This window comes from Acidisoma sp. C75 (assembly GCF_054665095.1).
Genome location: NZ_BAAFHD010000008.1, coordinates 156,813 through 176,876 on the forward strand (window position 1 = coordinate 156,813; position 20,064 = coordinate 176,876).

Below are 20,064 nucleotides of genomic sequence, written 5' to 3' on the forward strand. Positions count from 1 at the left end.
ATGGTTGTGGCGGCTCGGTGCGGTCTGATTCAAGCTTAGGATGTGGACCCAAGAGAGCCGAGGCCGGATGGCCGACATCGCCCGCAAGACCAAGCGGTATCCGACTGACCTGACCGACGAGGAATGGGCGCGCATTAAACCGCTACTGCCCGAACCGCCGAAGCGTGGGCGCAAAGTCAGCGTCGACTTGCGCGAGATGCTGAACGCGATCCGCTACATGGCGCGCAGCGGCGGTGGCTGGCGCATGCTGCCTACCGATTTCGGCCCGTGGCAAACTGTCTATTGGTGGTTCCGGCGGTTCGTGCGCCGCATGCTGTTCCAGACCATTCACGACGTGTCGTTGATGCTCGACCGTGAGCGTGCCGAGCGTGAAGCTAGCTGTATGGTCCCGGGATGTGGTGGTACACATTTCCATCATGCCTTGAGGGACGATCTATGGGCCAGATTCTTCACGGAAGCGCCCGCACGACAGAGGCGGTCCGTCGCGCAATTCAACTACGTCAAGAGAGCGTAAGGGTCCTCGCGAAACGCTTCGGCGTCAGCCCTACGACCATCCAGAAATGGCGAAAACGAGAGACCACCACCGATGCCCCGATGGGACCGAAAGTACCCCGGTCCACCGTGCTGACGGTTGCGGAGGAGGCGGTTATCGTCGCCTTCCGACGACATACGCTGCTGCCACTTGATGACTGCCTCTATGGCCTTCAACCAAGCATCCCACATCTCACGCGATCGTCGTTGCATCGCTGCCTCGCGCGGCATGGCATCAGCCGCTTGCCCGAGCTGCTTGGTGACAAACCTAAACGGAGCAAGTTCGCCGCCTACGCAATCGGCTACTTCCACATCGACATCGCCGAGGTTCGAACGGAGCAAGGCAAGCTCTACCTGTTCGTCGCCATCGACCGCACCTCAAAGCTGGCTTTTGCAAAGCTCGAGCATGAGGCGACCCGATACACCGCGTCCGATTTCCTCCGTGCCCTCGTCGAGGCGGTGCCGTATCACATCCACACTGTCCTCACCGACAACGGCATGCAGTTCTGTCACGCGCCTCGTAACAGGTCAGGCCCGACTGCCCAATACAGCGTGCACATGTTCGATCGCGTCTGCCGCGAGTACAACATCGAGCATCGCCTAACCAAGCCTAACCATCCTTGGACGAATGGGCAGGTCGAGCGGATGAACCGCACGATTAAAGAGGCGACCGTCAAGCGCTACCATTATGCGACTCACGACCAGCTGAAATCGCATCTGCAGCTCTTCGTTGACGCCTACAACTACGCGCGCCGTCTGAAGACCCTGCGCGGCCTCACTCCCTACGAATATGTTTGCTCGACCTGGATCACAGAGCCAGATCGATTTAGGATCAATCCGTCACACCACATCCCGGGACCATACACCTGGCACAGATTGCTAGGCAATGCCCGCGGGTGATACTCCTGCTGCTAACGTTCCTATCTCATTGGCGTTCGCGAGATTACGAAAGGCAAGCGCCGAGCGAGTAAACTGGCGACGTCCTCACTTTTCGAGAACGTCGCCAAACCGGCACTGTCTTTGGGTTGCCGAGCCCACACGAAGAGACTTTTGCTTGCGAAAAGCAGCCCTTCTCGTTCTGCTAGAGCACCTGGGTAGCATAACGGGAAAAGAAAACAAGCATGCCTACTGAACTCGTCTTCGGCTTCGATATTGGCACCACCTCCATCGGCTCCGCCGTGGTCAGAATGGACAGCAGCGCCGGCACCGGCGACATTGCTCATCTCGGGGTGCGCATTTTTCCGGAAGCGCGCGATCCCGGCGGCATACCGCTCAATCAGCAGCGCCGGCAGCGGCGGATGATGCGCCGCCAATTGCGCCGTAGGCGCAACCGCCGCCAGGATCTAAACACGCTGCTCAACGAAGCTGGCCTGCTGCCGCCCTTCAGCAAGGCGTCCACCGCACTTTGGGTCAGGGTTATGGCGATGGATCCTTGGGCGCTCCGCACCCGGGCGGTGGCCGATACACTTGCGCCGCATGAACTCGGCCGGGCCCTATATCACCTCGCTCAACGGCGGCACTTCAGGGGAAGGGATCTGGAAAGTACCCAAATCATCGAGGAAGGCGGCCGGATTGAAGTCACCGCAGATGAGAAGGCCGCGGCTAATCAGCGGGAGCTCGACCGGAAAGGTCTCAAAGCGTCAGGCAAGTCCCTCGGCGCATATTTGGCGGCGATCCCCGAGCGTGAACAGCGGCGCCGCGGCCACCACTTTGCCCGAGAGGATGTGGCAGTCGAGTTTCGCAACATTCTGCAGGTGCAGGAACCCTATCACACTCCGCTGCGGGACCCCGATTTTCTGGCAAATCTTGAACAGGTGATTTTCGATCAAAAGCCGGTCTTCTGGAGGCGTGCGACACTCGGGACATGCCGCTTCGTTCCCAGTGCTGAGCTTGCGGCCTCGGCCTCCTGGGTCGCGCAGGAAAAGCGCATGCTGGAAAAGCTCAACAACCTCCGCATCGAGGAAGGCAACGGGCGGCCGCTCGACGATCAGGAGCGTGCGGCTATCCTCGCCCTGCTGCGTAAGCAGGATAGCGTCAGCTGGGCGGGCATTCACCGCCACCTCAAGCTTTACTGGCGCAAGCATGACTTGCCCGAAAAGCCGACGTTCAATCTCCAGCGCGGGGGTGAAAAGGGTCTGGTCGGAAATCGCCTCGAAAATCGTCTCGCTACCATCATGGGCGGACGCTGGCAGAGCGATCCGGAGATGCGGGATAGGATGCGGCGGGAGATCCATGACCGACTGTATAAGGCTGATTATGGACAGATCGGCGGGCGCATCGTCATTCTTCGAAAGGAAGAGAGCGAGCGGCATCGCGCCGAGGCGCGCGACACGTTGCGGCGTGATTTCGATTTGACGGTGGAACAGGCTGACCAGTTAAAGGCCTTGAGCTTCGCCCCTGGCTGGGAGCCGTTTTCCGTCGAAGCGCTTTGGGCCTTCCTGCCGCGCCTGCAGGCGGGCACCCCGTTTGGCACGCTGCTCAGCGGGCCGGAAGAGGAGGCTTGGCGCGTTAAAACCTTCCCCAAGCGTGATCAACCGACTGGCGCCTGGGTCGACCGGTTGCCGACGCCGGGCAACAGCCTGGAGGAGAGCAGCCGGCAGAAATCTGTTCGTAACCCCACCGTGCTGCGCGTGCAAAACGAATTGCGCAAGGTCGTGAACAACCTGATCACGGTATACGGGCGCCCCCATCGCATCCGCGTGGAAGTCGCGCGCGAGGTCGGCAAGTCCGCCCGCGAACGTGCCGAGGATCTTAAGCGCAATGGTGACCGGGAGACGCAACGCAAGAAGGCGGCAGAGGAATTGCGCAAGGGCGGCATCGCGGAGCCCACACGCGACGATGTCGAGAAGTGGCTACTCTGGCGGGAATGTAACCACCAATGCCCCTATACCGGGCGAATGATCGATTTCGCTTCCCTCTTCCATACTGGAGAGTTCCAGGTCGAGCATATCTGGCCGCGCTGGCGCTCACTTGATGACAGCTTCGGCAATAAGACCCTCTGTCATCGTGATTTCAATCTGCGGAAGTCCAATCGCACGCCGTTCGAAGCTTTCCAGCATGATCAGGCAGGTTGGGAGGCGGCGCTTGCGCGTGTTCGTGCCTTCGCGGGTCAGCCGGGTTTGATGGCGGCCAAGGCGCGTCGCTTCGCCGCCACTGAAATCCCCGCCGATTTTGCCGCCCGCCAGCTCACTGATACCGGTTATGCCGCGCGCCAAGCCGTCGGCTTTCTCAAAATGCTGTTTCCTGATCTCGGGCAGGCGGGTGAAGTGCGCGTGGCCACCCTGTCCGGCCGGGTTACGTCGCGCCTGCGCCACAATTGGGGCTTGAATGGCATCCTGTCGGATAGCGGCGATAAAACCCGTGCCGACCACCGCCATCATGCGATCGATGCACTGGTTGTGGCGCTCGCGCACCCTGGCTACACACAACGTCTATCCCGCTGGTTCCAGGCGAGGGATGCGGCGACCCCGGAGCCTGAACCGGCGCTCGATCCGCCCTTCCCTAATGTTAGGGCGCTTGCCGAGGCGAAGGTTCCATCCATCACGGTCTCCCACCGGGTAAGGCGCAAGGTCTCGGGGCCGCTGCACAAAGATACGACCTATGGCGATGCCGGCCCGGCGGAAGGAACGGGTCACGCTTTCTATCGTTGGTTCGTCACGCGTAAGCCTGTTGAAGCGCTGACGCAGGCGCTCCTCGCAAAGGGTGATGCCTGGCCTGATGAGCATATTCGCGAGGTAGTGCGCTCATGGGTTGCGGCCCATGGAGGTGATCCGAAGAAGGCCTTTGCCCAAGCCTACCCTACTGTGTCGGAAGGTGGCCCGCCGATCCGCAAGGTCCGGATCCGGGTGAAACAGCAGGAAAAGCTGATGGCCAACCTGAAGAACGGCTACGCCGATCTGGGCAACAATCATCACGCCGCTGTATTCCGGGGCCCAGTTGGTGAAATCGATACCGAAGTTGTCAGTCTGTTCGAGGCGGCAAGCCGCCTGCGTCGTCGCGAGCCGGTCATCACGAAGTCTTTGAAGGGAGCGCGGTTGCTGATGTCCCTGGCCCAAGGGGACAGCGTTTTCTTTCCTGAAGGAAAGTTTAAGGGCTTATGGATAGTTCAGAGCGTGTGGTCCGCAGGCCCGATCGTTCTTTGGCGCGCTGAGGATGCAAACGGCGGTTCGGTCTTTCGCCCCACGCCCGCAGCAATTCTAAAATCCGGCGGCCGCAAAGTGTCGGTCGATCCTATCGGCCGTATCCGGCCTGCGGGGGACTGATGTTGCGCAAAACGATTGAGGTAGCGACTCCTGGAACTAGACTTTCGGTGAGCCATCGGCAGCTTGTTATCGAACGACCTGAAGTGCCGAAGGCGACAGTCCCGATCGAGGACATTGGGGTTCTCCTCGTCGATGATCCCCGGGCAATCTACACGCAGGCGGTCTTTATTGACTGCTTGGCTGCGGGCGCCACGGTCATCGTCGCCGGCAGGGATCATCTACCCACCGGCATGATGTTGCCGATGGACGGGCATCATGCGCTGACTGAACGGCACTGGGCACAGGTGGAAGCGAAAGAACCATTGCGGAAGCGACTATGGCAGTCAGTGGTGGCTGCCAAGCTGCGCCAGCAGGGACGGGTGATGAAAGAGGCCTCGGGGCAGGATATCGGCTTGTCGGCGCTCGCCGCCCGTGTGCGCTCGGGCGACCCGGATAATTTCGAGGCTCAGGGCGCGCAACGCTACTGGCCGAGGCTATTCGGCCGGGACTTCAGGCGTGATCGTGATAGCAGCGGCACCAATGCGCTTCTTAATTACGGCTATGCCATTATCCGCGCGGCCTGCGCCCGCTCGCTCGTTGCCTCGGGCTTGATCCCTTCGCTCGGGATTTGGCATCGCAATCGCTCAAATCCCTTTTGTCTCGCCGATGACCTGATGGAGCCATGGCGCCCCATCGTGGATTGGACAGTGCGCGGCCTGCACCGCCGTGGCGAATACGCACCAAGTCTAGACGAGCGGCCGACGCGCGCGGCCTTGCTCGCCATTTTCAACGAAACGGTGATGGTAGGCGGCAAGCGCTGGCCGCTTCTGCTTGGTATCGAGCAATCCGCCGCAAGTCTGGCTAAGGCGCTCACGATGAATGACCGCACGGCGCTCATCCTGCCAGAAAGCCTGGCGCTGCAACCGCTTCTGGTCGAAGATGGCGCGGCCTGAACCGTCGCCGCGCTATCCGATCCAACCCTGGGGATGGCGGAGCGTGTGGATAATCGCGATGTTTGACTTGCCGGTGGATACGAAAGCCGCGCGGCGCGCCTATGCCCGGTTTCGGAAAGAGCTGCTCGATGATGGCTTCACCATGATGCAGTTTTCTATCTACATTCGACACTGCGCTTCGATCGACAATGCCGAGCTGCACGCCGCACGTATGGGTGCGCGAGTGCCACAGAAGGGGGAGGTGCGCTTACTCACGATCACCGACAACCAGTTTGGGCGCATAAAAGTTTTTTTCGGTAAAAAGCGCGAAAGCCCGGTGGTGGCCCCAGCTCAGCTTCAGCTTTTTTGACAGCGGAAATGAAAAAACTCTCGCGCTTCCAATTGGTTACGCGAGAGTAGTTCTAGCAGAACGAGAGAGGGCTGCAATCCGCAGCGTGAATACAGTATCCCCCGCGTGCAGGCCCGTTCTAGCAGAACGAGAGAGGGCTGCAATCCGCAGCCGCCAGCGCAGGAGATACTTGCTGGCGCAGGTTCTAGCAGAACGAGAGAGGGCTGCAATCCGCAGCCAGCCTTAGATGCTCCCACCGCAACCAAAAGTTCTAGCAGAACGAGAGAGGGCTGCAATCCGCAGCATGAATGCCATGAAACCATTACTCGTAAACGTTCTAGCAGAACGAGAGAGGGCTGCAATCCGCAGCCGTTCTTGACAGACCCGGACTGCCACATGCGTTCTAGCAGAACGAGAGAGGGCTGCAATCCGCAGCTATGTCGAGCATTTCCTTACATGGCGCCAGGTTCTAGCAGAACGAGAGAGGGCTGCAATCCGCAGCCCTTGAGCACGCGAGTGTCGTGCGGCTGAGTTCTAGCAGAACGAGAGAGGGCTGCAATCCGCAGCTCCCGGCTGCGGCGCGTGCGCAATCCGCATGTTCTAGCAGAACGAGAGAGGGCTGCAATCCGCAGCTAACTATATCGTCAATCCGATTGTTGATCCGTTCTAGCAGAACGAGAGAGGGCTGCAATCCGCAGCCCGTAGCGTCGGCTCATACCACCACCTCCGGTTCTAGCAGAACGAGAGAGGGCTGCAATCCGCAGCTGATTATCAGCACCTACGATGCGCCGATCGGTTCTAGCAGAACGAGAGAGGGCTGCAATCCGCAGCAGATCGTTGCGCCGCGCTCCTTCACGCTGCGTTCTAGCAGAACGAGAGAGGGCTGCAATCCGCAGCAGATCGACCACCACCTAGCCGGCCCGAGCGGTTCTAGCAGAACGAGAGAGGGCTGCAATCCGCAGCCGGGTGGCGTCGGTGGCATCGCCGCCGGGGGTTCTAGCAGAACGAGAGAGGGCTGCAATCCGCAGCAGGAGTGCCGTCAGGTGACTGGCGGGATGGGTTCTAGCAGAACGAGAGAGGGCTGCAATCCGCAGCTGGATCGTCGCCATGCTCCTCCCTATCAAAGCGCCGGCTACCCGAAGGCAACCCGCCAGAGCGTCAACAATATCATGTTGGCCGAGGGGCAGGGTGGCTCACTCTGCGTCACCCTATCCGCCCTTCCGTGAAGCACCGGCGAGGCACAGTTTTTATGGAAGCAGGGCGGATGAGGCGAAAAGCGCCTCTAACCCATTGAAAAGAATGGTGCCGACACTCGGAATTGAACCGAGGACCTACTGATTACGAATCAGTTGCTCTACCCCTGAGCTATGTCGGCCACGCGCGGTCATGTATCGTGATCGGCAGCAGAGTGCAACACCCCTTTGGCCCCACCCTGTTCAAGCAGCGCAGCGTGCCGGCGGGGGCGAAGGAGGCCAGTTCATGGGCTATGCCGAAGACGGGATCTGGCATACCGGTTGGTATGATACGAAGGCCCATGGCGGCCGGTTCGAGCGGACGGTGACCCGCTATCGCAACTGGATCACCCCGGATGGCGCGGCGGGGCCGAGTGGCGAAGGCGGCTTTGCGGCCGAGCCCGGGCGCTACCGCCTCTATGTCTCGCTCGCCTGCCCCTGGGCCCACCGCACCCTCATCTTCCGCGCGCTCAAGGGGCTGGAGGCGATGATCCCCCTCTCCGTCGTCAACTGGGTGATGCGCGAACGCGGCTGGACCTTCGATCCCGCGCCGGGCGTGGTGCCCGATCCGGAGGGCGCGGCTACTCTCTTCGAGGTTTACCGGCGTGCCGATCCGCGCTTTTCCGGCCGCGTGACGGTGCCGGTGCTGTGGGATTCCAGCCGTCGCACCATCGTCAACAACGAGAGCGCCGAGATCATCCGCATGCTGGGCAGCGCCTTCGATGGCATCGGTGCCGCGCCGGGGGACTATTATCCGCCGCCGTTGCGGGCGGAGATCGACGGGCTCAACGAGCGGATCTACCGCACGGTCAATAACGGCGTCTATCGCGCGGGCTTCGCGACCACCCAGGAGGCGTACGAGGAGGCGCTCGCGCCCCTTTTCGAGACGCTCGATTGGCTCGAGGCGCGGCTGGCGGACCGGGCCTATCTCTGCGGCGCAGCGGTGACGGAGGCGGATTGGCGGCTTTTCACCACCCTTATCCGCTTCGATGCCGTCTATGTCGGCCATTTCAAGTGCAACCTGCGGCGTATCAGCGACTATCCCAATCTTTGGGACTATACGCGCGGGCTCTACCAGTCTCCGGGCATCGCGCAGACGGTCGATTTCGCCCATATCAAGGGCCATTACTATCAGAGCCACGAGATGATCAACCCGACCGGCATCGTCCCCGCGGGTCCGCTGCTCGATTTCGACCTTCCGGCCCGCCGCCCACAACCCCGTCCGGCGGGGTTCTGACCAGGGGCCTGGCGCCGCCGATCGTCTCCGCCGGCCTCGCTTGCGGCGCGCTTCCCCGGCCCGCGAGGCCCTTCGCGCTCGACCGGCCATCGGCTCTCGCCTGGCCGAAAGCCGCTATGCTACGGGTGGGGCCGGGTATGAAGGATCAGCACTGGCGGACCGGGCCGATGCTGTCTTGCAGAGGAGATTGCCGATGGGTCTGGTTCGGAAACGCGTGCTGGTGACCGGGGGGGCCGGCTTCCTCGGCTCGCATCTCTGCGAACGGCTGCTCGACCAGGGGGATGACGTGCTCTGCGTCGATAACTACTTCACCGGCCGCAAGGATAATATCGCGCATCTTCTCGCCCATCCCCGCTTCGAGGCCATGCGCCACGATGTCTGCTTCCCGCTCTATACGGAGGTGGACGAGATCTACAACCTCGCCTGCCCGGCATCGCCCGTTCATTACCAGTTCGATCCGGTGCAGACGACGAAGACCAGCGTCATGGGTGCGATCAACATGCTCGGCCTCGCCAAGCGGGTGAAGGCGAAGGTGTTCCAGGCGAGCACCAGCGAGATCTATGGCGATCCCGAGGTGCATCCGCAGACGGAGGACTATCGTGGCAATGTCAACACGCTCGGGCCGCGCGCCTGCTACGATGAAGGCAAGCGCGCGGCGGAGACGCTGTTTTTCGATTACTGGCGCCAGCACAAGGTACGCATCAAGGTGGTGCGCATCTTCAACACCTACGGCCCGCGCATGCATCCGAATGATGGGCGCGTTGTCTCCAACTTCATCATGCAGGCTTTGCAGGGAGAGCCGATCACGCTGTACGGCGATGGCAGCCAGACGCGCGCCTTCTGCTTCGTGGACGACCTGGTCGAAGGCTTCCTCCGCCTGATGGCGACCGGAGACGAGGTGACGGGGCCTGTCAACATCGGCAATCCGCACGAGATCACGGTCAAGGAACTGGCCGAACATGTGGTGCGGCTGACGGGCTCGAAGTCCAAGATCGAATACCGCCCGCTGCCGCAAGATGACCCGACCCAGCGCTGCCCGGACATCACCCGCGCCCGCGCGCTGCTCGACTGGGAACCGCGCGTGCCGCTGGAGGAAGGGCTCACGCGGACGATCGCGTATTTCTCCAGCCTGCTGGCGCGCAACTAGCCATTCTGCGCCGGGTCGAAGCTTTCGCAATCCGGCGCGAAATAAGCCGCCGCTAGGACAGCAAGCCATCGCTCGGAGAAGACGCGGCAAGGGATTTGCCACGTCAACGCCCGGCGAGCAAGCATGCGCCGATCGCGCGGATCGGCCGCCCTCCGCTCGGCAGCGCAGTGTCTGAAGAGGGATGCGCCAGGCGCCTGCCGCGGCCGGTTACGGTCGCGGGGCATCCGCCCGTTACGGCGCCCGGACGGACAGAAGCCAGGCATGACGAGGTTGCGGCGATTGAAGCGGCGTCTGACACACTCCGAGAGCCTTTGGCGATCCGCCAAGGCTGCTATGGGAGCAGGAGAGAGGGGAGATGCCGCAGATCAGAAACGCGATCAGGAATGGTGCTGCTGGAGGGGATTGAACTCTCGACCTCTCCCTTACCAAGGGAGTGCTCTACCACTGAGCTACAGCAGCGCCGGTGCGGTGGGCGGCTTCATAGGCCGCCCGCGCGCGGCTTGCAAGCCCCTCCCGCCGCGGGGCGCTCATCCGGGCGGGGGCGGCGGGTCGCGGTCGAAAACCCGGTGGGTCAGCGTCGCCGAGGGCAGGGTCGAGCTCATGATCGTCCCATCCCGCTTGAGCGCGACCCAGCCGCCCCACAGGATGAGCGCGATCACCGGCAGGCTCGCGATCGTCACCGTGCCGTTCGGCCAGTCGAAGGCCATGAGCACCACGACCGCCGCGAGGCAGGCGAGCGCCACCCAGGAGGAATAGGGCGAAAGCGGCATGCGGAAGGCGACCGGCTTGTTCTCCCCCCGCTCGATCGAGGCGCGCAGCCGCAGTTGGCAGAGCAGGATGAAGGCCCAGGTGCTGAGCACGCCGACGGAGGCGACGTTCAGCACCAGTTCGAAGACCTGGCTCGGCACGAGGTAGTTCAGCAGCACGCCGATGGCATAGACCACGACCGTCACCAGGATGCCGCAATAGGGCACCGCCTGGCCGTTGAGGCGGGCGAGCAACGGCGGGGCGGAGCCGCCAATGGCGAGCGAGCGCAGCACCCGGCCGGTGGAATAGAGGCCGGAATTGAGGCTCGAAAGCGCGGCGGTGATGACGATGACGTTCATCACGCTGCCCGTGCCTTCGATGCCGAAGGCGTGGAAGAAGGTCACGAAGGGGCTCTGCCCCGCCTTATAGGCGGTCCAGGGCAGCAGCAGCACCAGGAGCACGACGGAGCCGACATAGAAGATGGCGATCCGCCAGATCACGCTGTTGATGGCGCGCGGCAGAATCTCCCGCGCGTTCTGCGCCTCGCCGGCGGCGACGCCGAGGATCTCGACCCCGGCATAGGCGAAGATCACCCCCTGCGTCAGCACCACGGCGGCGAGCAGCCCGTGCGGGAAGATGCCGCCCTGGTGCGAGATCATGGCGAGCCCCGGGTGATGGCCGCCGACCTTGAGCCCGGCGCCCAGCACGACCACGCCGAAGAGCAGGAAGAGCGCCAGCGCCGCCACCTTGAGGAGGGCAAACCAGAATTCGAGTTCCCCGAACCAGCGCACGCCGACGAGGTTGGTGGCGGTGACGATGACGAGCGCGATGAGCGCGAAAACCCATTGCGGCACCGGGCCGAAGGCGGGCCAGTAATGCATGTAGAGGGCGACGGCGGTGATATCGACGATGCCGGTCATCGCCCAGTTGAGGAAATAGAGCCAGCCGGCGACGTAGGAGGCGCGCTCGCCCATGAATTCCCGGGCGTAGGAGACGAAGCTGCCCGAGGTCGGCCGGTGCATCACAAGCTCGCCCAAGGCGCGCAGGATGAGGAAGGCGAGGATGCCGCAGACGAGATAGACGAGGGCGAGGGCAGGGCCCGCCAGCTGCAGCCGCGCGCCGGCGCCGAGGAAGAGGCCGGTGCCGATGGCCCCGCCGATCGCGATCATCTGGATCTGGCGGTTGCTCAAGCCTTGCTTGTAGCCGCCCTCATGGGAGTCGAGCCAGGCGAGCTGGTCCTGATGGTCACGCGGTGCGCCTGTCATTCGTCTCCCCATCGGCTGATTGGCGTTCATTACGGCGCGAGACTGGCACGGGGGTGAAGCGGTTGGGAAGAACTCTCGCGCGGGCCGGCGCGCTCCGGGGCGGCATCGCCGCGGGAGGTGAATTGACAGGGGCGGCAGCCCTCTGCCAAGCCCCGGCGCGTGACAGAGGATGAACCCCCGCGCCCGAGGCTTTCGCCCGCCGCCCAAGCTGCCGAGGCCGAGCGGGAGCGCCGTCGTGCCGCCGCACTCCGCCAGAACCTCCGCCGCCGCAAGGCGCAGGAGCGTGGGCGCGGGCAGGGCGGGGATGGCGAAGCCTCCCCGCCGCGCGCCGCGCCAGAGGAGCCTGGGGAGAGCACAAAGGGCGAGGATAGCGGGGCGGAGCCACCGGTTTAGCTCGCGTGCCGCGCCGCACACAGCTTGTTTCCAAATATTTCAAACTGCCTCTAAGATAGTCGCCTCACCCAGGCGCGGCCCCCGCCGCGTGCGATCCGCCCCGTTCCGAGCCGTGGAGCCCTTGTTCATGCCTGTCCTGCCCGATCACGAGATCCGCCGCCTGGCCAATGAACAGGGAATGATCGATCCCTTCGTCGAGACCCAGAAGCGGGACGGCGTGGTGAGCTACGGCCTTTCCTCCTACGGCTACGATGCGCGCGTCGCGGAGGACTTCAAGATCTTCACCAATGTCGATTCGGCGGTGGTGGACCCGAAGGCCTTCAACCCGTCGAGCTTCGTCGATCGCCGCGTGCCGGTCTGCATCATCCCGCCCAACAGCTTCGCCCTCGCTCATACGGTCGAGTATTTCCGCATCCCGCGCGACGTGCTCGTCATCTGCCTCGGCAAATCGACCTATGCCCGCTGCGGCATCATCGTGAACGTGACCCCGCTCGAGCCCGAATGGGAAGGCCAGGTGACGATCGAGATCAGCAACACCACGCCGCTGCCCGCCAAGATCTATGCCGGGGAGGGGATCTGCCAGTTCCTCTTCCTGCGCGGGGAGAGCGCGCCCGAGGTGAGCTATGCCGACAAGGCAGGGAAATATATGGGCCAGCGCGGCGTCGCGCTGCCGCGGATGTGAGCGGCTGGGCAGAGGCGGAAGAGAGCGAGGCGCGCATGGACAGTATTCGGATCATCGGCGGCCAGCCGCTTGCCGGGGAGATCGTGATCGGCGGGGCGAAGAACGCCGCCCTGCCGCTGATGGCCGCCGGGCTGCTCACGGATGAGCGGCTGGTGCTCTCCCGCGTGCCGCGCCTCGCCGATATCGTGACGATGACCGACCTGCTCTCCCAGCACGGCATCGCGGTGGAGCCGGGAGAGGGCGGGCGCAGCCTCTCGCTCGGCGGGCGGATCAGCAATACCGAGGCGCCGTACGACATCGTGCGCAAGATGCGGGCATCGATCCTCGTGCTCGGGCCGCTCCTCGCGCGCTGCGGGGAGGCACGGGTTTCGCTTCCCGGCGGCTGCGCCATCGGCACCCGCCCGGTCGATCTCCATCTCAAGGGTCTTGAGCAGATGGGGGCCGAGATCACGCTCGATCAAGGCTATGTCGCGGCGCGGGTGCGCGGGCGGCTTCGGGGGGCGACGATCATCTTCCCCATGATCTCGGTCGGCGCGACCGAGAACCTGCTCATGGCGGCGGCCCTCGCCGAGGGGCAGACGGTTCTGCGCAACGCGGCGCGCGAGCCGGAGATCACCGATCTCTGCCACTGCCTCACCGCCATGGGGGCGCGCATCGGCGGGATCGGCACCGGCGAACTCGTCATCGAAGGGGTGGAGCGGCTGCACGGCGCGCACCACGCCATCATCCCCGACCGGATCGAAACGGGCACCTATGCCTGCGCCGTCGCCATCGCCGGCGGAGAGATCGTGCTGCGGCATGCGCGGATGGATCACCTCGGCGCGGTCGCGCGGGTGATGGAGGAGGCCGGCATCCGCATCACCGAGGTGCCGGAGGGCATCCGCGTCCAGCGCCGCAACGGGCTGCACGGGGCGGATGTGATGACCGAACCCTATCCCGGCTTCCCGACCGATATGCAGGCGCAATTCATGGCGCTGATGGCGGTGGCCGAGGGCGCTTCGATGATCACCGAGTCGATCTTCGAGAATCGGTTCATGCATGTGTCGGAACTGGTGCGCATGGGGGCGCGGGTGAATGTGCATGGCGCCTCGGCGATCGTGCGCGGCGTGCCGCAGCTCACCGGCGCGCCGGTGATGGCGACTGATCTGCGGGCGTCCTCCTCTCTCATCCTCGCCGGCCTCGCGGCGCGCGGTGAAACGATCGTCAGCCGCGTCTATCACCTCGACCGCGGCTATGAGGATGTGGAAGGCAAGCTCTCCGGCGTCGGCGCGCGGATCGAGCGGATCGGCGGCTGATCCCTCAACGCGTCTGGCCGCGGCGGGCGCCCAGGGTGGGGCGCCCCTGGGGTTCGGCGGGAAGGCCGATCGGCGCCTCGGGGCGGAGCGTGGCTTCGGACAGCCCGGAAGGCGGTGCTCGGCGCTATGACCTATGATGAGTTCGACGCGTTCTGCCGCTCGCTTCCCGCCAGCCGCTTTTCCGTGCAATGGGGCGGATCGCATGTCTGGAAAGTCGGCGGAAAGGTCTTCGCCATCGGCGGCTGGCAGATGGACGAGCCAAGCTTCACCTTCAAGGTCAGCGAGATCGCCTACGAGATGCTGAAGGAGCAGCCAGGCTTGCGCCCGGCACCCTATCTCGCCTCGCGCGGCCTGAAATGGATCCAGCATTTCGCGCGGCCCGGATTGGCCGAGGATGACCTGCGTGCCTACATCCGCCACTCGCACCGTATCGTGGCGCAAGGCCTCTCCAAGAAGAGACGGCGGGAACTCGGGCTCGAGTCGCTCTGAGGGCGGCCGCCGAACCGCGTGGCCGGGCGCGAAGCCTTTGGCTACCGCGCGCCGAATCGCTTGGCGGAGTGCGCCGCGCCATGCGGCTCAGGCAGGTAGCGCAGCAGAAGCGCCCGCCAATCGAAGGCGGCCCGGCTCGGCTCGCTCATCGCGGCGCGCTCGGGCGTCGCCTCAGGCCGCGGCTCCCTGGCCCTCAGTTCCTTCCGCGCCCGGCGCGGCCCATCGCTCTCGTCTCGCGCTTGCATGGCAGCGATTTCGTCGGACGACGGTGACGATCCTGTGGCGCCCGTATGTCGAAAGATTGCCGCTTGCGCACGAGGGCGTGCGGCTGCGGCAACGTCAGGCAAAGCTGGCCGGGATGTAGATTGATAAAGGGGAAAAACGGGATGGTGGAGCTGAGGGGGATCGAACCCCTGACCTCGTCATTGCGAACGACGCGCTCTCCCAGCTGAGCTACAGCCCCGTTCCCGTGGGCGGCTTTTTGCGGGGGTTGCCCCCCGATGTCAAGCGCACCCGCCCGAGCATTGGTTGCATGGCTCTCCCGCCGCCGTTAGGGTCCGCCCCGCACGCAATCGCAAAGGGATCTTATGGGCGCGCTGATCTGGCTGATCGAAAAGGTGATCAGCCTCTACATCTGGGCAATCATCATCGCCGCCGTGCTCAGCACGCTGGCCTCCTTCGGCGTGATCGACACGCGCAACCGGATTGTGTGGACGGTGATGGACTTCCTTGACCGGGTGACGGCGCCGATCCTCAACCCGATCCGCCGCGTCATTCCCTATCTCGGGAATATCGACATCAGCCCGATCATCGCCATTCTGCTGCTCGGCGCGCTGCAACGCCTCATCGCCGAGCTCTATATCCGGGCGATGGTCGGCGGGTTCTAAGGCCAGGCTGAACAGGGAAGGCGAATCGGCGTCGGGGCGGAACGAGGGCGCTCTCCCCGATGCCCTGCCGCCGGCAAGCCGCGCGAGAGACCGGCTGAAGCCCGGTCAGAGCCCGCGTTCGCGGCGGATACGGTCCCACGCGGCATTGACCCGCGCCGCCCGCTCCGTCGCGCGGGCGATGAATTCCGGCGGCACGCCGCGGGCGGCGAGGCTATCGGGATGGTTCTCCCGCATCAGCCGCATCCGCGCCTCGCGCAGCTCGTCATTGCTGGCGGCGCGGGTGAGGCCGAGTTCCTGGTACGGATCGCCCTCACTGCTCGCGGCGGCGCGGGCGGAATTGTTCATCGCCTGATCCCAGGCCAGCCGGTCGAGCCGCAGGCGGCGATGCACTTCCTGCAGGAAGAGCGTCTCGGCGCCGTTCACCGGCCCATCGGCGCGAGCGATGGCGAAGAGCGAGCGCAGCACCTCTTCCAGCAGCACGCGGTTATCGGCGCTGAAGGCGGCGGCGAGTTCCTCGGCGAAAGGCTCGAAGCCCGCCGCCGTCTTGCGCGCCTCGTCGAACAGCCGGCCGACCACCGGCAGGTTCTGCGGCGGCACATGGAAGCTGCGCTTGAAGGCATCGATCTCGGTGCGGTTCACCGGCCCGTCGCATTTGGCGAGCTTGGCCGAGAGGGTGACGGCGGCGATCGCGAAAAGCTGCTCGCGCTGGCCGAGCATGGCGGCAAGGCGGGCAGAGTTGAGCGAGGCGGAGGCGCTGCTCGCCCCGTTGCTGGCGAAGCCGCGCAAGCCTTTGCGAATCTGCGGAATGGCGCCAGTATCGGCCGCATGGCCGAGGGCCGCGCCCATAACCGCGCCTGCCGGACCGCCGACGGCAAAGCCCGCGACGCCGCCGATGATCTTTCCCCAGAGCATGGCAAGGGTCTAACACGATGCGCCGGATTGGGCGATATCAGAACGCGGAGAGCGGCGTGGCGGCTATGGGCCAAGGATGGGCGGGGTGACGGGCTGGCGCTTCTGGATCGATCGCGGCGGCACTTTCACCGATATCGTGGCGCAAGCGCCAGGCGGGGAGCGTCTGGCGCGCAAATACCTCTCCGAAAATCCCGGCCGCTATGCCGATGCGGCGATCTTCGGGATACGCGACATCCTCGGCCTTGCCCCAGGCGCGCCGATCGCGCCGGGCGCCATCGTGCATGTGCGCATGGGCACGACGGTCGCGACCAACGCGCTTTTGGAGCGGCGCGGCGTGCCGGTGCTGCTCGTCGTCAACCAAGGGCTCGGCGATCTTCTGATGATCGGCAACCAGGCCCGGCCACGTCTCTTCGATCTCGATATCCGCTTGCCTGGCGTGCTCTATCGGGAGACCTTGGAAATCTCGGCCCGCGTCGCGGCCGATGGCGGCGAGATCGCCCCGCTCGACGAGGCGGGGACGCTCGCCGCGCTCCGCGCCGCCCGCGCGCGGGGGCTGGAGGCGGTCGCCATCGCCCTCATCCATGCCTGGAAATATCCCGAGCAGGAGCAGCAGGTTGCGGCCCTTGCCCGCGCGGCGGGCTTCACCCAGGTCTCCACCAGCCATGAGACGGGCCCGCTGCTCCGCCTCGTGCCGCGCGGGCAGACGACGGTGGCGGACGCCTATCTCTCGCCGATCCTGCGCCGCTATGTGGATCAGGTGGCGGACGCACTGCCGGGCGTCGATCTCTTCTTCATGCAATCCCATGGCGGGCTCGCGCGCGCGGATCGCTTCGCCGGCCGCGATGCCGTGCTGTCGGGCCCGGCGGGCGGCATCGTCGGCGCCGCCCGCACCGCCGCGGCGGCGGGCTTTTCCCGCGTCATCGGCTTCGACATGGGCGGCACTTCGACCGATGTGGCGCTCTATGACGGGCATTTCGAGCGCACGACGGAAACCGAGATCGCCGGTGTCAGGCTCCGCGTCCCGATGCTCGCGATCCATACCGTCGCGGCGGGTGGCGGCTCCATCCTCGGCCGGGCTGGTGCGCGCCTCACCGCCGGCCCGGAATCGGCCGGCGCCAATCCCGGGCCGCTCTGCTACCGCCAGGGTGGGCCTTTGACGGTGACGGATGCGAACCTGCTGCTCGGCCGCATCCAGGCGGCCCACTTCCCGGCGATCTTCGGCCCGGGCGGCGATGAGCCGCTGGATCGGGCGGGCGTCGAGGCGGCTTTCGCCGCCCGCGCGGCGGAGGTGGCGGGGGCGACGGGCCAGGCGCTCACCCCGCGCGATCTCGCCGAGGGTTATGTGCGCATCGCCGTCGCCCATATGGCGAGCGCGATCCGCGAAATCACCACCCGTCGCGGGCATGACGTGACGGGCTTCGCCCTCGCCTGTTTCGGCGGCGCTGGCGGCCAGCATGCCTGCCTGGTGGCCGAGGCGCTGGGGATGACGCGGATCTTCATCCATCCGCTGGCGGGCGTGCTCTCGGCCTATGGCATGGGGCTCGCCGACCAGTCCCTCATCCGCGCCCAGGCGGTGGAGCAGCCTTTCGAGCCGGCGCTGATGGGAAGGCTCGCCAGCCTTGCCGAGCGGCTGGCCGCCGAGGGGAGGGCGGCACTTCAGGCGCAGGGCGCGGCGGTGGAGGGGCTCGCCACCATCGCCACCGCCGAAGTGCGGCTGGCCGGCACCGATGCGCCGCTGCCCGTGCCGCTCGGTGAGCATGGCGCGATGCTGGCGGCCTTCCGCGCGCTGCATGCCCAGCGCTTCGGCTTCCCGCCGCCGGATCGCCCGCTCATCCTCGAATCCCTGAGCGTCGAGGTGATGGCGCCGGCCACAATCCCCCCCGAGGCGATGCTGCCGCCCCGGCCCGCCGGCACCGCGCTCGCACCGCTTGAAACCATCGCGCTCTATAGCGGCGGGCGGATGCACCAGGCGCCGGTTTACGACCGCGCGGCGATGCGCGGGGGAGACCGGATCGCCGGCCCCGCGCTGATCCGGGAAGAAAACGCGACGACGGTGATCGAGCCCGGTTGGGCGGGCGGGATGACGGAGGCGGGCGGGCTCGTCCTCGAACGAGATGCCGAGGCGGCGGCGTCCTCTGTCTCTGGCGCTGCCTCGCCCGCTTCCGCCGCCGCCGATCCGGTGCTGCTCGAACTCTTCCACAATCTCTTCATGAGCATCGCCGAGCAAGCCGGCGTCGTGCTGCAGAACGCCTCCCTCAGCGTCAACATCAAGGAGCGGCTCGATTTCAGCTGCGCCCTGTTCGATGGCGAAGGCCGGCTCATCGCCAATGCCCCGCATGTGCCGGTGCATCTCGGGGCGATGGGCGAGAGTGTCCGCCATGTCATTGCCCGGCGGGGGCCGCGCCTGCGGCCGGGCGATTCGGTCGCGCTCAACGATCCCTATGCCGGCGGCACGCACCTGCCCGATATCACCGTCGTCACCCCGATCTTCGATGCCGAGGGGCGGGAGATCCGCTTCTTCACCGCCAATCGCGGCCACCATGCCGATATCGGCGGCACGACGCCCGGCTCCACGCCGCCCGATTCCCGCAGCCTCGTGGAGGAGGGGGTGGTGATCGACGATTTCCTGCTGGTGAGCGCGGGCCGGTTCCAGGAGGAGGCCTTCCGCGCGCTGCTTGCCGGGGCCCGCCACCCCGCCCGCAGCATCGACACCAACATCGCCGATATCGCGGCCCAGATCGCGGCCAACCAGGCGGCGGCGCGCGAGATGGCGCGGATCGAGCGGGAATGGGGCTGGCCGCTCATCCGCGCCTATATGGATCATCTGCGCGCCGATGCGGCCGAGGCGGTGCGGCGGGTGATCGACGGGCTGGCCGATGGCCGCTTCGTCTATCGCATGGATGATGGCGCGCCGCTCGTCGTGAGCATCCGCGTCGATCGCGCGGCGCGCCGCGCGGTGATCGATTTCACCGGCACAGGGCCGCAAAATCCCGGCAATTTCAATGCCCCTCCGGCGGTGACGCGGGCGGTGGTGCTCTACGTCTTCCGCTGTCTGATCCGGGCGGATATCCCGCTGAACGATGGCTGCCTGGAGCCGCTCGATATCCTCATCCCGCCGGGCAGCTTCCTCGCCCCGGCGCCTGGGGCCGCGGTGGTGGCGGGCAATACCGAGGTGAGCCAGGCCGTGGCGGCCGCGCTCCTCGGCGCGCTCGGTGTCGTGGCCTCCTCCCAGGCGACGATGAATAACCTGCTGTTCGGTGATGCCAGACGACAGTATTACGAGACAATCTGCGGTGGCGCCGGAGCGGGGCCTGGATTTGAGGGAGCCTCGGCGGTCCATACTCACATGACGAATACGCGAATGACCGACCCCGAGATTCTCGAACTGCGCTATCCGGTGCGGGTGGAGGAATTCGCCCGCCGCGCCGGCTCGGGCGGGCCGGGGCGGTTCCGCGGGGGGGACGGTGTGCGCCGCCGGCTCCGCTTCCTCGAACCGATGACGGCGGTGATCGTCGCCTCCCGCCGGTCGGAGGGGCCCTTCGGCCTTGCCGGCGGGGCGGCGGGCGCGCCCGGCCGGCAATGGGTCGAGCGGGCGGACGGCCGCCACGAAGCGCTCGGCGGGCGTGACCGGGCGGAGCTTGCCGCCGGCGAGGTGCTCGGCATCGAAACCCCGGGCGGCGGCGGTTACGGGCGCGCATGAGGCGAATGCCGCATAGGCGCGGGCG

Annotated in this window: 14 protein-coding genes, 3 tRNA genes, 1 pseudogene and 1 CRISPR repeat array; of the genes and pseudogenes, 13 read left to right on the forward strand and 5 right to left on the reverse strand. The window is 65.5% G+C overall.

Features of this window, described 5'->3' with window-relative positions:
- Window positions 1-40: 40 nt before the first annotated feature.
- From ACYQ7X_RS12300 to cas2, 5 genes and pseudogenes are all read left to right on the forward strand, one after another.
- Window positions 41-379: pseudogene (locus ACYQ7X_RS12300) on the forward strand (transposase); the annotation flags it as partial.
- Between the two features lie 56 nt (window positions 380-435).
- The gene (locus ACYQ7X_RS12305; RefSeq protein ID WP_459697330.1) at window positions 436-1,431 is read left to right on the forward strand and encodes an IS481 family transposase; all 996 of its coding nucleotides are present in this window, start codon (window positions 436-438) and stop codon (window positions 1,429-1,431) included.
- A 221-nt stretch (window positions 1,432-1,652) separates the two neighbouring features.
- The gene (gene cas9 / locus ACYQ7X_RS12310) at window positions 1,653-4,793 is read left to right on the forward strand and encodes a type II CRISPR RNA-guided endonuclease Cas9 (protein ID WP_459697331.1); all 3,141 of its coding nucleotides are present in this window, start codon (window positions 1,653-1,655) and stop codon (window positions 4,791-4,793) included.
- On the forward strand, window positions 4,793-5,725 hold the full coding sequence (gene cas1, locus ACYQ7X_RS12315) for a type II CRISPR-associated endonuclease Cas1 (RefSeq protein ID WP_459697332.1): 933 nt from the start codon (window positions 4,793-4,795) through the stop codon (window positions 5,723-5,725). Before cas9 ends, cas1 begins: the two co-directional genes overlap by 1 nt.
- On the forward strand, window positions 5,712-6,074 hold the full coding sequence (gene cas2 / locus ACYQ7X_RS12320) for a CRISPR-associated endonuclease Cas2 (protein ID WP_459697333.1): 363 nt from the start codon (window positions 5,712-5,714) through the stop codon (window positions 6,072-6,074). The genes cas1 and cas2 overlap by 14 nt, the downstream gene beginning before the upstream one ends.
- 49 nt (window positions 6,075-6,123) lie before the next feature.
- Window positions 6,124-7,148: direct repeats of the CRISPR family, unit length 36 nt; unit sequence GTTCTAGCAGAACGAGAGAGGGCTGCAATCCGCAGC.
- A 205-nt stretch (window positions 7,149-7,353) separates the two neighbouring features.
- Here the strand turns inward: cas2 and ACYQ7X_RS12325 are convergent.
- Window positions 7,354-7,428, reverse strand: a tRNA-Thr gene (locus tag ACYQ7X_RS12325).
- Between the two features lie 104 nt (window positions 7,429-7,532).
- On the opposite strand from ACYQ7X_RS12325, the gene ACYQ7X_RS12330 reads away from it, so the two are divergent.
- Both ACYQ7X_RS12330 and ACYQ7X_RS12335 read left to right on the forward strand, forming a co-directional pair.
- Entirely contained in the window at window positions 7,533-8,522 is a 990-nt protein-coding gene (locus tag ACYQ7X_RS12330; protein ID WP_459697334.1) for a glutathione S-transferase family protein, read from the forward strand.
- A gap of 193 nt (window positions 8,523-8,715) precedes the next feature.
- Window positions 8,716-9,669 (forward strand): UDP-glucuronic acid decarboxylase family protein, encoded by a 954-nt coding sequence (locus ACYQ7X_RS12335; protein WP_459697335.1) that lies wholly within the window; start codon window positions 8,716-8,718, stop codon window positions 9,667-9,669.
- Window positions 9,670-10,053: 384 nt separating this feature from the next.
- Here ACYQ7X_RS12335 and ACYQ7X_RS12340 read toward each other — a convergent pair.
- Both ACYQ7X_RS12340 and ACYQ7X_RS12345 read right to left on the reverse strand, forming a co-directional pair.
- A tRNA-Thr gene (locus ACYQ7X_RS12340) sits at window positions 10,054-10,128 on the reverse strand.
- 68 nt (window positions 10,129-10,196) lie between these two features.
- A complete protein-coding gene (locus ACYQ7X_RS12345; protein WP_459697336.1) occupies window positions 10,197-11,681 on the reverse strand; it encodes an amino acid permease in 1,485 nt (494 codons plus the stop codon).
- Window positions 11,682-11,840: 159 nt separating this feature from the next.
- Here ACYQ7X_RS12345 and ACYQ7X_RS12350 point away from each other — a divergent pair, with 159 nt between their 5' ends.
- From ACYQ7X_RS12350 to ACYQ7X_RS12365, 4 genes are all read left to right on the forward strand, one after another.
- Window positions 11,841-12,074, forward strand: coding sequence for a hypothetical protein (locus ACYQ7X_RS12350; RefSeq protein WP_459697337.1), 234 nt, complete (start codon window positions 11,841-11,843; stop codon window positions 12,072-12,074).
- Between the two features lie 127 nt (window positions 12,075-12,201).
- Complete coding sequence (gene dcd / locus ACYQ7X_RS12355; RefSeq protein WP_459697338.1) at window positions 12,202-12,756, forward strand: dCTP deaminase; 555 nt, start codon at window positions 12,202-12,204, stop codon at window positions 12,754-12,756.
- Between the two features lie 35 nt (window positions 12,757-12,791).
- Entirely contained in the window at window positions 12,792-14,051 is a 1,260-nt protein-coding gene (gene murA, locus ACYQ7X_RS12360; RefSeq protein ID WP_459697339.1) for a UDP-N-acetylglucosamine 1-carboxyvinyltransferase, read from the forward strand.
- A gap of 126 nt (window positions 14,052-14,177) precedes the next feature.
- On the forward strand, window positions 14,178-14,540 hold the full coding sequence (locus ACYQ7X_RS12365) for an MmcQ/YjbR family DNA-binding protein (RefSeq protein ID WP_459697340.1): 363 nt from the start codon (window positions 14,178-14,180) through the stop codon (window positions 14,538-14,540).
- 387 nt (window positions 14,541-14,927) lie between these two features.
- Here ACYQ7X_RS12365 and ACYQ7X_RS12370 read toward each other — a convergent pair.
- Window positions 14,928-15,003 (reverse strand) — tRNA-Ala (locus tag ACYQ7X_RS12370).
- Window positions 15,004-15,127: 124 nt separating this feature from the next.
- Between ACYQ7X_RS12370 and ACYQ7X_RS12375 the strand changes: the two genes are divergently transcribed.
- Window positions 15,128-15,427 carry a YggT family protein gene (locus ACYQ7X_RS12375; RefSeq protein WP_459697341.1) on the forward strand — a complete coding sequence of 100 codons (300 nt, stop codon included), beginning with the start codon at window positions 15,128-15,130 and terminating at the stop codon, window positions 15,425-15,427.
- Window positions 15,428-15,532: 105 nt separating this feature from the next.
- Here the strand turns inward: ACYQ7X_RS12375 and ACYQ7X_RS12380 are convergent, their stop codons facing one another.
- Window positions 15,533-16,339: a TerB family tellurite resistance protein gene (locus ACYQ7X_RS12380; protein WP_459697342.1), complete on the reverse strand. Its 807-nt coding sequence runs from the start codon at window positions 16,337-16,339 to the stop codon at window positions 15,533-15,535.
- An 85-nt stretch (window positions 16,340-16,424) separates the two neighbouring features.
- On the opposite strand from ACYQ7X_RS12380, the gene ACYQ7X_RS12385 reads away from it, so the two are divergent.
- The gene (locus tag ACYQ7X_RS12385) at window positions 16,425-20,039 is read left to right on the forward strand and encodes a hydantoinase B/oxoprolinase family protein (RefSeq protein ID WP_459697343.1); all 3,615 of its coding nucleotides are present in this window, start codon (window positions 16,425-16,427) and stop codon (window positions 20,037-20,039) included.
- The last annotated feature ends 25 nt before the right edge of the window (window positions 20,040-20,064 follow it).